Raw genomic sequence first — 12712 nt, 5'->3', positions numbered from 1 at the left:
ATCTTAAATAGTTAAGTTTACTATGGATATGTTGATTGCCGTAATGGCGGCATGCCTTTACTTTCTTGCCCTAGGGCTGGTTGTACCGGGGCTCACCAACAGCAATGGCATCAAGACCAAGCCGGTCTTTGTTTTCGCCGTGGCCGCTATTGCCCTTCATATCCTGCTGCTCAAAGATCTCATTCTGGGTGGACAGGGACAAAATCTCAGTATTTTAAACGTGGCCTCGCTGATCAGTTTACTGATTGCAACGATTACCACTGGCGCGATGTTAAAGATGCGGGTCTGGTTCCTGCTGCCTATCGTCTACAGCTTTGCAGCAATTAACCTTACCGCCGCCACTTTCCTTCCGGGCGCCTTTATTACTCACCTGGAAACCCATCCAGAAGTGCTACTGCATATCTCTCTGGCGCTGTTCTCTTATTCGACCCTGATGATTGCAACCCTGTATGCGATACAACTGGCTTGGTTGGATCACAAGCTGAAAAACAAGAAGAGCCTGGTGATTAATCCGAACATCCCTCCTTTAATGATGGTCGAGCGTCAGCTTTTCAAGATCATTTTGGTCGGTAACTCGCTATTAACCGTCACGTTGGTGACCGGATTTATCTTTATTCAAGATATGCTGGCACAAGGCAAGACCCACAAAGCCATCTTTTCTCTGCTGGCATGGTGTGTTTATTCTGTCTTGTTGTGGGGACATTACCAGAGAGGATGGCGTGGACGCCGTGTGGTCTGGGTTAGTCTGGTCGGCGCATTCCTATTGACACTAGCCTATTTCGGTAGCCGCTTCGTCAAAGAAATTATCATTGGGGTATAAATTACGTGTCCCATTCATTGACACCCAGTGAGTCTGGGTACAAAGTTCAAGTAACAGAAACGTTAAGGAAATAGGTTTTTGGACGATATATCCACGGGACTTTTATTCTCCCTCTTGATATTACTTCTTGTTATTTCCGGTTATTTTTCCGGTTCTGAAACCGGAATGATGGCCCTCAACCGCTACAAACTGCGGCACTTGGCCAACCAGGGACACCGCGGGGCCAAGCGGGTTGAAAAACTCCTGTCGCGTCCCGATAGGCTGATCGGCCTGATACTGATCGGCAACAACCTAGTCAATATTCTCGCATCCGCCATCGCCACCATTCTCGGTATGCGTCTCTATGGCGATATGGGGGTAGCCATCGCCACCGGTGCTCTGACCTTAGTCGTACTGGTGTTTGCTGAGGTGACCCCGAAAACCCTTGCCGCCCTTTACCCTGAACGTGTTTCTTACGCCAGTAGCGTCGTATTGCAACTACTGATGAAGCTGCTTTATCCGCTGGTCTGGTTTGTTAACGGCATTACCAATGGCTTCCTGATCTTGCTCGGTTTGCGGGTTGATAATGCCAACAATGGCAAGCTCAGCTCGGAAGAGCTACGAACCGTGGTAAACGAAGCCGGTGGCCTGATCCCTCGCCGTCACCAGGACATGCTGCTGTCAATCCTCGACTTGGAAAATGTCACCGTGGAAGATTTGATGGTGCCGCGCAGCGAAATTGCCGCCATCAATGTCAACGATGACTGGAAATCGATTGTCCGCCAGCTTAGCCACTCCGCCCATGGTCGCATTGTGCTGTTCCGAGACAATATCGATGAAGTGGTCGGCATGCTGCGGGTGCGCGAGGCCTACCGCCTGATGATGGACAAGAATGACTTCAGCAAAGAAAACCTGCTGCGAGCAGCGGACGAGGTCTACTTCATCCCGGAAGGGACACCACTCAATATCCAGCTGCTGAAGTTCCAACGCAATAAAGAGCGCATTGGCCTGATTGTCGATGAATACGGTGATATCCAGGGCCTGATCACCTTGGAAGATATCTTGGAAGAGATTGTCGGTGAATTTACCACTTCTATCAGTCCGACTCTGGCTGAGGAAATCACCCCGCAGCCTGACGGTAGCCTGATGATTGAAGGCAGTGCCAATATCCGGGATCTCAACAAGAGTCTTAACTGGGGGCTACCGACCGATGGCCCGCGTACCCTCAACGGCTTGATTCTGGAGCACCTGGAAGACATTCCCGACAGCCAGATCAGCATCGAGGTTTCCGGCTACCAGATGGAGATAATCGAGGTCTCTGGCAATATGATCAAGCAAGTTCGGGTGCTCCCCAACCAGCTAAAGAAGACGGGCTGATCTTAGTATCAGCCTAAGCGACAGATACAGTAAAGCCGGCATTATCGCCGGCTTTTTATTGGCTGAACAGTTGCTGATCTGCGTTATTTTACACTTAGATCTTGCAACATAGCCTCTGGCAGAGCCAGCTCATCATTTTGGTTCACGGCAATACCCTGCTCAATAATATGGCGGGCAATTGCCTGTGCTTCCTCTAACGAGTGCATGCTGTAAGTTCCGCACTGGTACTCGTTCAGCTCGGGGATCTTGTCCTGCGACTCAACCTTCAGTACATCTTCCATCGCCGCAGTCCAGCTCTCGGCAACTAGTTGCTCGGTCGGGGTACCGATCAAGCTCATGTAGAAACCGGTCCGACACCCCATTGGCGAAATATCGATAATTTCTACCTGATCAGAATTTAGGTGATCACGCATGAAGCCGGCATACAAGTGCTCAAGAGTATGGATCCCGCGCTCACTGAGGATATCTGCGTTAGGACGACAGAAACGCAGGTCGAAAACAGTAATAGTATCGCCTTTCGGTGTCTGCATGGTCTTGGCTACCCGTACAGCCGGAGCATGCATACGAGTGTGGTCAACGGTGAAACTATCTAATAGTGGCATTGCTTCCTTACTCCTTGGCCTTAGCACCGGTGATTAAAGCACTCCGATGCATTCATTATTAAAAGTTATATCACACCACGGCAACCCAGCAAGTGGGTTTTGCGATCGCCTGGTAGCCTCTCGCTAGAACGGCCACCAGCTGCGGTTATTTTCCAGCTCTTGGCGGCACTGCTTGAGCTGCCAGCCATAATCTTTGGCCTGCTGTTCAACACGACGAGAAACCTTCAGCAACGTCGGCTTGGACTTATAAGTCCCGCGACGGTAACCTCCCCGACCATCGTGGTAGGCAAGATACTGGTTATAGGTATCCCATTTCGAAATCCCGAGCTGACGCTGGGTTTCATGGGTATACCAGCCAATAAACATCAATGAGTCGGAAAAATTGGTGCGGGAGCCACCATTTCGTGTTGCCTTTTGATAATCAGACCAAGCCGGGTCCTGCGCTTGCGCATAACCATAGGCGCTACTGACCCGACCCCATGGGATAAAGCCCAGCACATACTTTTTCGGCGGTCTGGCATCATGACGAAAACTACTTTCCTGCTTCACAAATGCCATGGCAACCTGCATCGGTGTGCCCCACTCTTCTTCCATATCCAACGCGGATTTATACCATTTCGGGTGCTCACGGAAGATATTGCACAAATTGTTTTGATCTTGGGGAGGGGGCGTCGCACAGCCGGAAAGAATCGCTGCAGCACTGAGGATAAGTGCCAAACGGCAATACCTCGATTTAACAAACTTAAATGGGGATTGGGCAAACATGGAACTTCACGCCATCCTTGTGGTCTGAATCTATGATAGTTAGCTAATGGCGACTATCATCCCTGCGAAATGAATTATCGGGCAGCAAGGTCGCTGCCCTCTTTTTTATTTTATATCAGCAAAATACGCATCAAGAAAAGCATCAAAAGACAGCTCATCGCTGTTTTCGATTAGCTTTTGCCGCTCAACAGATTCCGCCGCTTCCTGCTCGAACATATCCGAAGAATAAAACTGATACTGGCGTTCATTCAAACTTGCGGCATGGGCTGCTGCCAAGCTTTGCCCCACCGAACCAATTCCGTTATTTTCACGGAGCGCATCAAGCAACTGTGCCGACAGGGTCAGCTCGGGCTGTTCAATCCAGGTAAGCAGGCGAGCCAATGTCTCTTGATAAGCATCAGAACCGGCAGCGGCATCCATGGCCTTGGCTACATCGGCAAGCTCAGCAAAGACACGGGCACCCCAATCCTGAACTGACAAACGCTCACCATTACAGCCGATTTTCAGCATGAGATCCGGGTTGCGACCATCGAGAACCACACGATTCCAGTTATCACGCCAGCACGCCAGCTCTGCGTCATCCATCGATGCCGATGGCGACAGTACTGCCCAAGTCAGGAACATATCCAAGAAGCGCACCTGATCAGCAGTAATACCGATTGGGCTGAATGGATTCACGTCCAGTGAACGAACTTCAATATATTCGACGCCACCACGGCTCAAGGCCTCAGATGGCTTCTCACCATTTTTGGCAACACGCTTAGGTCGGATTGGCGCATACAGTTCATTTTCAATCTGCAGCACATTGTCATTCAGCTGGCGGTATTCACCATCAACTTTTACCCCGAGTTTGGCAAACTCAGTCGATGGCGTGCGGATTGCCTTTTTCAGGCCATCCAAATATTGCTCCAAGCCATTAAAGCCAATCTTCAGCGAGCTTTGTTCATGGTTGGTATAACCCAAATCGCTCAGGCGAAGCGCCGTGGCGTTGGGCAAAAAGTAGGTACCGCATCCGATCTTCTCGAAATCCAGTTTCGATTCGGTATTCTCGAGGAAAGATCCACACAGTGCCGGGGATGCCCCGAACAGGTAAGGGATCAGCCAGCCAAAGCGGTAGTAGTTGCGGATCAAACCGAAGTAGGCGTCAGAAACCGCATCTTGTCGCTCTTGTTCTGGTTGCTCACCAAACAGTGTGTCCCAAAAACTATCCGGAAAAGAAAAGTTAAAGTGTACCCCGGAAATAACCTGCATGATGCTGCCATAACGGCGCTTCAGGCCTTCACGGTACAAGGTTTTCATCTTGCCGCTGTTTGAGCTGCCGTACTGGGCCAAGTTGATGTCATCTTGATCACCGACCACGCATGGCATCGACATCGGCCAGAGTTTTTCATCGCCCAGTTTGCTGTAGGTAAACTGGTGGATGTCACTTAGCTGTGACAACAGGTGATCAACATTCTGAGAAACCGGCGTAATAAATTCCAGCAATGGCTCGGCAAAATCTGTCGTCACCCATTTGTTAGTCAACGCTGATCCCAGCTCCGCCGGATGAGGCTCGCTAGACAGTTTGCCATTTGGGGTAATACGCAAGGCTTCGCGCTCAAGACCTCGCCCTAATAGGGTCAGGGCATCAGGATTAGCCGCAACCTTTTGCAGCCTCTGTGAAAAATCCATCACTGTTATTCTCAATCATCAACAACTCAGTCCGGTAGATTAATCATAATTGATACTGATTACCATGATTATTGCATCGAAACTCTTTTACCTATGAGTAACAATCACAACTAACGGAATAATAGTAAAACTCAATTCAAATAATAAAGCCGGCACAAGGCCGGCTCTCATCGGTTACATATTTGGCGAAAGTGCCCTTATCGGCAAACCGAGGGTCTCGAGCTGTGGCTTCAAGCTGGCAGCATCACCGACCACAATGATCTGGTAATCAGCCGGGTCAAACCACTTTTCCGCCAACTCATCGATGCGCGCCTTGGTAATAGAGGCAACGATTTCATTGCGGGTATCAACAAAGTTTTCCGGTAGCGAATAGGTCAAGATCTGGCCCAGCAACTGCGCCTTCTTGCTTGGGGTTTCATAGTTCAGGGCATCTTTCTGTCCCACCGCCAAGCGCATGAAGCTTAGCTCTTCGTCCGTCACCCCTTCACTTGCCATTTTTTCAAGCTCAGCGAGAAATTCCTTCACCGAAGGCAGTGTCGCATCCGCTCTTACCTGGGCGTAATACACCGATAAACCAACTTCCTTTCCACCACTCTGATAACCGCCAGCACCGTAGGTGTAGCCTTTGTCTTCACGTAGGTTAAGGTTAATCCGGCTATTGAAGTTGCCTGCGAGGTTGAAGTTTGCCAACTGAGTTTCGTACAGTTCACCAGTTGCATCGAACGGCAAACCTTGACGGGCAAAACGGATCACCGTTTGTGGCGCGCCCGGCTTGTCCACCAGCCATACGGTTTGTTTTGGCATCGCTGGCATTGCCGGCGTCACATATGTCGGCTTGGGCATCCCCTGCCAATCGGCTAAAAAGCCCAGTGAAGACGTCAACTGTGTCTTATCAATATCACCCACGACCACAATATCCGCACCATTCGGGGTGTAGTAACGACGGTAGAAGGCTTTGGCATCTTCTAGAGTGATAGACTCCAGCGAGGCTTTAGTTCCCTCCGGTGGCAAACTAAATGATGTACCACCAAACAACACTTCACGGGTTGCCTGTCCGGCTAACCAAGCTGGGCGCTGGTGTTCATAGATTATCCCTTCAAGGGCCTGCTGCTTCACGCGGGCAAAATCAGCCGGATCAAACGCAGGCTGGAACAAGCGTTCCTGCATGATATCGAGCGTTTCCGGCAGGAACTTGGTTAGAGAGGTGACAGAAACCACCGTGCCATATTTTCCCGCCGAGAAACTGACCGTACTGCCCAGGCGATCCAAACGAGAAGATAACTCCTCAACTGTCGATTCCTGTGACGCCTCAGCCATCATACTGGCCGTCATCTTGGCCAAACCTGCCTTGCCTTCCGGCTCAAAGCGGCGACCTGCCGGGACGACCATCTGGATTTCCACCGTGGGTGTCTCGCGGTACTCGGTACCCAGCACCTTGATGCCATTGGCCAACTCGAACTGGTACAGCTCTGGCATTACCGCCTCAACAGGAGATGACGGCTGTGGCATCACTGTACGGTCAAAATCATCTACGGGCTCACGCATCTGCTGTTGTAATTTTTCCTCAGACACTTTGGTGTATTCAGGAATAATACGCGGGGGCGGGGTAAAGTTAGATTTTGCCGCCTCAATACTGGTGCGCCCTCTTGGCACCACACTCAATGTCACACTCGGATGACCATTGAGGTAGCGCATATACACCTGCTCCATACTTGCCGTTGTAACAGAGCGTAAGTTATTCAGCTCGGTTCCAAGGTAACCCGGGTTATCAAAGAAGGTTTCATAGGAAGCAAGCTGCGATACTTTACCGCTGACGCTCTGCAAACCGAAGATGGCATTTGCTTCGACCATGCCCTTGAGCTCTTCCAGCTCTTTGGTTGACACGCCGCGCTGCTCCAGACCATCGAGGATAGCGGTCACTTCTGCGCGAAGATTTTTCAGATCGCCTGCTTTGCCGCTTTGACCTATAGCGTAGACATACATGGTACACGCCAGCTCTGCACAGTCATGGAATGCGCCCGCATCCACGACTTTACCGGTTTTCACCAGATTCTGGTACATCAGGCTGTTTTTGCCTCCACCGATGACCCGAGCCAGCATATCGAGCGACGCTTCATCATCCGCACCGTTATACGACGTCGGCCACGCCATCAGTAACATCGGCTGCTGGATTTTGTCTTCCAGCGTCAGGTACAGATCGTTTTCCAAAGTAACGGGCTGCTTGGCCGGTTTTTCAACCTCAGGTCCACGCGGGATAGAGCCGTAGTACTTATTGACCCACTCAAGTGTCTGCTCAATATCAATATCCCCCCCTATCGTCAGGGTGGCATTGTTCGGGCCATACCAACGCAGGAAGAAGGCTTTGAGATCATTGACGTCAACACGGTCGAGATCTTCAATGTAGCCAATGGTCTGCCATGAATATGGATGGGTGCGAGGGAATAAGGCTTCACCCATGCGTTCGTAGACCAAGCCGTAAGGACGGTTCTCGTAACGCTGGGCACGTTCATTTTTGACCGTCGAGCGCTGGATCTCAAATTTACGCTGAGACACGGCACCGAGCAAAAATCCCATACGGTCCGCTTCCAGCCATAAGATTTTCTCAAGCTGGTTGGCCGGTACGGTCTGGAAATAGTTGGTTCGATCACGATTGGTCGTGCCATTCAGTGTGCCACCGGCCTCGGTGATCAACTTGAAATGCTCTTGATCACCCACATGCTCCGAGCCTTGGAACATCATATGTTCGAAAAAATGGGCAAACCCCGACTTACCCAGCTCTTCGCGGGCAGAGCCAACATGGTAGGTCATATCAACATGGACCAGCGGATCCGATGTATCCTCATGCAGTAACACTGTCAGCCCATTGGCCAGTTGGTATTTAGAATACGGGATAACCGGTGTGTCAGATGACGCCCCAGGTTTGACTTGTTCGACGAATGTTATCCCTTGCGGCAACTCGGGCGCCCCGGCCTGTTGAGACTGTAGTTGGCTACAGCCTGCCAGAGAGATCAGCGCAATCCCCACTATCCACTTATGCACTTAATGCCTTCCTTATAATAAACCTTGGACCAGTAAAGCCAGTACGGTATAGCGCGCCGCTTTTCCCACCATGATGATGAAAAAGCTGAGCCAATGGCGCATCCGCAACCAGCCTGCGGCCAAACACAGCGGATCACCAATCACCGGTAACCAGCTGAAGAATAACGACCAGTAGCCGTATTTTTTTAGCCATAGTAATGCTTTATGACCGTGTTTTTCTTTAGAAGTTTTATCTGGCAGCAACCTTCCCAACCAATAATTGGTCATGCCGCCCAAGGTATTGCCGATTGTCGCCACGACAACCACCAGCCAAATCGCATTATCCCCCAGCTTTATCGTGGCTATCAGATTGGCCTCTGACCCGCCCGGCAACAAGGTCGCACTTAAAAAACCGGTGGTGAATAACACCCATAAGGCTGATTCGCCATTAAATAACTCTAGCATTTATCGTTCTAGTTGATTGATATGTTTGCTGTACCTTACCCGATCTGAGGGTAAAAAAAACGGGCTACCCCGAAGGATGCCCGTTTTAAATTGTTGCGATATTTTGCTGTCAGGCGACTTAGCCAACCAATGCCAGTAAGATACCGGCTGCAACCGCCGAGCCGAGTACACCGGCGACGTTTGGCCCCATTGCATGCATCAACAAGAAGTTCTGTGGATTAGCTTCCAGGCCGACTTTATTAACCACACGGGCAGCCATAGGGACAGCTGAGACCCCAGCAGCACCGATCAGCGGGTTAATGTCTTCTTTGCTAAAGCGGTTGAGCACCTTAGCCATCAGCACACCACCACCGGTACCGACACTGAAAGCTACCGCGCCCAAGACCAAAATACCGAGAGTTTCGAAGCGCAGGAACTGCTCTGCCGCCAATTTCGAACCGACCCCCAAGCCCAGCATGATGGTCACGATATTGATCAGCTCGTTCTGTACCGTATTGGACAAACGATCCACCACACCGGATTCACGCATCAAATTACCCAGACAGAACATCCCAACCAACGGCGTCGCAGCAGGCAGGAACAGGATGGTCATCAGCAGGACAGCCAGCGGGAACAAAATTTTCTCGCCTTTGCTAACGTCACGCAGTTGCTGCATCTTGATCTGGCGTTCTTCCGGCGTCGTCAGTGCTTTCATGATCGGCGGCTGGATGATCGGTACCAACGCCATGTAACTGTAGGCGGCTACCGCAATCGCACCGAGCAAATCGGGGGACAGCTGGCTGGCCAGGAAGATCGCCGTCGGGCCATCCGCCCCACCAATAATGGCGATCGAGGAAGCATCTGCTAAGGTGAACTCCATACCCGGTACGGCATTTAGCAAAATGGCACCGAATAAGGTAAAGAAGATCCCGAACTGAGCTGCCGCGCCGAGCAATAAAGTTTTCGGGTTGGCTATCAGCGCCCCGAAATCAGTCATCGCCCCAACCCCCATGAAGATCAACAGCGGGAAAACACCCGTTTCGATCCCAATGTAGTAGATGTAATACAGCAAGCCACCCGGCTCGGTGAAACCGGCGTTGGGAATATTGGCCAAAATCGCACCGAAACCCATTGGCAACAGCAGCAAGGGTTCAAAGCCCTTGCGGATCGCTAAGAACAAGAGGCCGGCACCGATCAGCATCATAAACAGCTGACCAAGTTCAAAATTGGCAATACCCGTCTCGTTCCAGAGAGTTAATAATCCGTCCATGGTTCCCTCTTATGCCAGACTCAGGATCGGCGAACCGACGGCCACTGAATCACCTTCTTTGACATGGAGATCTTGCACAGTACCGCTACGAGCGGCACGGACTTCAGTTTCCATTTTCATTGCTTCGAGGATCACCAATACTTCACCTTCAGATACCTGCTGCCCAGGCTGAACATTGATCTTAAAAATGTTCCCGGCCAGTGGTGCAGGTAAGTCTTCGGCATTACTTGCTTGTGGCGCAGCGACAGGTGCAGATGTGTTGGCGGCTGCAGGCTCAACCGAAGTCAGCTCACCACTTGGGCCGACTTCAACGTTATAGACCTGACCATTTACTTTCACACTGTATGCTTCTACCGTGGCCGCCGAACTGGTTACGGGAACAGGCTGCTCAGCAGCAACTTCCGGTTCACTGCCCGGGGCAGGCTCAAATGCCTCAGGGTTTTTGCGGTTTTTAAGGAAATTCAAACCAACCTGCGGGAACAGGGCGTAAGTCAGTACATCATCAACCTGATCTTGAGCCAGATCGATACCGTCCGATTTTGCCTTGGCCAGTAAATCCGTCGTTAAAACGTCCAGCTCAGCATCTATCAAGTCTGCCGGGCGACAGGTAATTGGCTCACCACCGTCAAGTACTTGAGCTTGCAGCTCCGCATTGACTGGCGCAGGTGCCGCACCGTATGCCCCTTTGAGCACCCCGGCGGTTTCCTTACTGATGCTCTTATAACGCTCACCGGTCAGGACATTCAATACCGCTTGGGTGCCAACAATCTGTGATGTCGGTGTCACCAGTGGAATGAAACCCAGATCTTCACGTACGCGTGGGATCTCTTCCAGCACTTCATCAAAACGATCCGCAGCACCTTGCTCTTTGAGCTGGCTTTCCATATTGGTCAGCATGCCGCCGGGAACCTGAGCCAGCAAAATACGGGCATCAACCCCTTTGAGGCTACCTTCAAACTTCGCGTACTTCTTGCGTACCTCGCGGAAGTAGCTTGAAATCGGCTCCAGCTGTTGCAAGTCCAAGTTAGTATCGCGCTCGGTTCCCTCCAGCATTGCAATCACGGTTTCGGTTGGCGTATGGCCATAGGTTTGGCTCATAGAAGAAATAGCGGTATCGAGAATATCGAGCCCGGCTTCTACCGCCTTGACAGCGGTGGCCGTCGAAAGCCCTGTAGTCGCATGGCAGTGCAAAGCCAATGGCACATCACAGGAGGCTTTGATGCGCTTGACCAACTCTTCCGCTTCATACGGCTTGAGCAGTCCAGACATGTCTTTGATACAAATAGAATGGCAGCCGAGATCTTCGAGCCGCTTAGCCAGATCGGTCCAAGTATCAAGATTATGGACCGGACTGGTGGTATAAGAGATGGTGCCCTGTGCATGTGCGCCGACATCAACGGCGGCCTTGACCGCTTTTTCAAAATTGCGGACATCATTCATCGCATCAAAAATGCGGAATACATCCATTCCGTTAGCGTGGGCTCGTTCAACAAACTTCTCGACCACATCATCAGCATAATGACGGTAGCCCAGCAGATTCTGACCGCGAAGCAGCATCTGCATCGGGGTTTTCGGCATCGCTTGCTTAAGCAAACGCAGGCGCTCCCACGGATCTTCGCCCAGGTAGCGGATACAGGCATCAAACGTTGCGCCGCCCCAGGTTTCCAACGACCAATAGCCGACATCGTCTAACTTCTCGGCAATGGGCAACATATCTTCAATGCGAAGACGGGTAGCGAATAACGACTGGTGGGCATCACGTAACACAACGTCAGTGATCGCTAATGGCTTGGACATGCTCACAAACTCCTTGTAAAAAAATTCTTCCTAAAAATCACAATCTCATTGCAGCAGTAATACTGTCGCTTATGCCTTCTGGTCACGGTAGCGGTGTACCGCCGCTGAAATAACAGCAACAACCTCTGGCTGAATGCCATTGTGATTAACGGCAACTGGTGATGACTGGCTAGATGCCGTTGCACTCGGTGTCTCTTTCGGCGCAATTTTGGCCAACAGCTGCACTAAATAGATCAAAATACTGAGAAACAAAAAAACCACGACCATACCGGTAACCATGATCGTCGCCGCTTCCCACAGCAAAGGACCTAAATCTGCCATAATGCTTCCCTTCATTAATTTGTAATAGGCGCGTTAACAAATACCACGTTAAGTAAATTTATGTCAAACTGATTAACAATAAGCCAATCAATGGTGGTTATTTGGTCTTTTTCTGAGGGTTTGGTCGTAAAATTACAAAAACTCTCTAAAAGAACAGTGAAAACACAATGAAAACACACGTTTTTTTGTCACTTTCCACCCTTTCGATACCATCACTTTCACCCTCCCTCTATGAAGAGTAGCAGCTACTGCCCCACCTATCTCTCATTACGTTTACGTAAACATAGTCAGCGATAACGTAAATAAACAAAGTCCTTGTTTTGTATATAATAACAGTCGCTCACAGGGAGCGGTGACCAAGACCAAACAGAGTCATCTCCTGGTCTTTTGAGTCATTCGTTGAATGGAAAAGATAAATGGGATAATACCAATCTGGATAAGTAGTTGATCAAGTATTCATGTAGGTTGGTATAAATCAATCAGAGTAGATATTTGATGGCGGATGCAGATAGAAGGGCGTGGTGTAGCCAGAAGTACAGATAGAAAAAAAGCCCAGCCTAAGCTGAGCTTTTAAATAATGGCGCGCTCGGGAGGATTCGAACCTCCGACCGCCTGGTTCGTAGCCAGGTACTCTATCCAGCTGAGCTA

Annotated in this window: 10 protein-coding genes; 2 read left to right on the top strand and 8 right to left on the bottom strand. The window is 50.5% G+C overall.

The features are described from left to right. Nucleotides 1–22: 22 nt before the first annotated feature. Complete coding sequence (locus ACVA53_RS23090; RefSeq protein WP_446506402.1) at nucleotides 23–820, top strand: cytochrome C assembly family protein; 798 nt, start codon at nucleotides 23–25, stop codon at nucleotides 818–820. A 78-nt stretch (nucleotides 821–898) separates the two neighbouring features. Beyond that, entirely contained in the window at nucleotides 899–2176 is a 1278-nt protein-coding gene (locus tag ACVA53_RS23085; RefSeq protein ID WP_255041087.1) for an HlyC/CorC family transporter, read from the top strand. An 83-nt stretch (nucleotides 2177–2259) separates the two neighbouring features. Here the strand turns inward: ACVA53_RS23085 and luxS are convergent, their stop codons facing one another. From luxS to ACVA53_RS23045, 8 genes are all read right to left on the bottom strand, one after another. Further along, on the bottom strand, nucleotides 2260–2778 hold the full coding sequence (gene luxS, locus ACVA53_RS23080) for an S-ribosylhomocysteine lyase (RefSeq protein WP_446506401.1): 519 nt from the start codon (nucleotides 2776–2778) through the stop codon (nucleotides 2260–2262). Nucleotides 2779–2901: 123 nt separating this feature from the next. Next, nucleotides 2902–3543 (bottom strand): transglycosylase SLT domain-containing protein, encoded by a 642-nt coding sequence (locus tag ACVA53_RS23075; RefSeq protein WP_446506400.1) that lies wholly within the window; start codon nucleotides 3541–3543, stop codon nucleotides 2902–2904. 105 nt (nucleotides 3544–3648) lie between these two features. After that, on the bottom strand, nucleotides 3649–5217 hold the full coding sequence (gshA, locus tag ACVA53_RS23070; protein ID WP_446506399.1) for a glutamate--cysteine ligase: 1569 nt from the start codon (nucleotides 5215–5217) through the stop codon (nucleotides 3649–3651). 171 nt (nucleotides 5218–5388) lie between these two features. Further along, nucleotides 5389–8253, bottom strand: a complete 2865-nt coding sequence (locus ACVA53_RS23065) for a M16 family metallopeptidase (RefSeq protein ID WP_446506398.1) — start codon at nucleotides 8251–8253, stop codon at nucleotides 5389–5391. 12 nt (nucleotides 8254–8265) lie between these two features. Continuing rightward, nucleotides 8266–8697 (bottom strand): YqaA family protein, encoded by a 432-nt coding sequence (locus ACVA53_RS23060; protein ID WP_255041092.1) that lies wholly within the window; start codon nucleotides 8695–8697, stop codon nucleotides 8266–8268. A gap of 118 nt (nucleotides 8698–8815) precedes the next feature. Further along, the gene (locus ACVA53_RS23055) at nucleotides 8816–9946 is read right to left on the bottom strand and encodes a sodium ion-translocating decarboxylase subunit beta (RefSeq protein WP_255041093.1); all 1131 of its coding nucleotides are present in this window, start codon (nucleotides 9944–9946) and stop codon (nucleotides 8816–8818) included. Between the two features lie 9 nt (nucleotides 9947–9955). Beyond that, a complete protein-coding gene (oadA, locus tag ACVA53_RS23050; RefSeq protein ID WP_255041094.1) occupies nucleotides 9956–11743 on the bottom strand; it encodes a sodium-extruding oxaloacetate decarboxylase subunit alpha in 1788 nt (595 codons plus the stop codon). Nucleotides 11744–11812: 69 nt separating this feature from the next. After that, nucleotides 11813–12064: an oxaloacetate decarboxylase subunit gamma gene (locus ACVA53_RS23045; RefSeq protein WP_446506397.1), complete on the bottom strand. Its 252-nt coding sequence runs from the start codon at nucleotides 12062–12064 to the stop codon at nucleotides 11813–11815. Nucleotides 12065–12712 lie beyond the last annotated feature (648 nt).

Source organism: Photobacterium sp. DNB23_23_1 (assembly GCF_052873815.1).
The sequence above is the reverse complement of the archived record's forward strand: the minus strand, read 5'-3'. Positions and strand labels throughout refer to the sequence as shown.

Excerpts from the sequence above, each read along its gene's own strand:
- ACVA53_RS23090 (WP_446506402.1), top strand. The coding sequence starts at position 23 with ATGGATATGTTGATTGCCGTAATGGCGGCATGCCTTTACTTTCTTGCC.
- luxS (WP_446506401.1), bottom strand. The coding sequence starts at position 2,778 with ATGCCACTATTAGATAGTTTCACCGTTGACCACACTCGTATGCATGCT.
- ACVA53_RS23075 (WP_446506400.1), bottom strand. The coding sequence starts at position 3,543 with ATGTTTGCCCAATCCCCATTTAAGTTTGTTAAATCGAGGTATTGCCGT.
- ACVA53_RS23060 (WP_255041092.1), bottom strand. The coding sequence starts at position 8,697 with ATGCTAGAGTTATTTAATGGCGAATCAGCCTTATGGGTGTTATTCACC.
- ACVA53_RS23055 (WP_255041093.1), bottom strand. The coding sequence starts at position 9,946 with ATGGACGGATTATTAACTCTCTGGAACGAGACGGGTATTGCCAATTTT.
- oadA (WP_255041094.1), bottom strand. The coding sequence starts at position 11,743 with ATGTCCAAGCCATTAGCGATCACTGACGTTGTGTTACGTGATGCCCAC.
- ACVA53_RS23045 (WP_446506397.1), bottom strand. The coding sequence starts at position 12,064 with ATGGCAGATTTAGGTCCTTTGCTGTGGGAAGCGGCGACGATCATGGTT.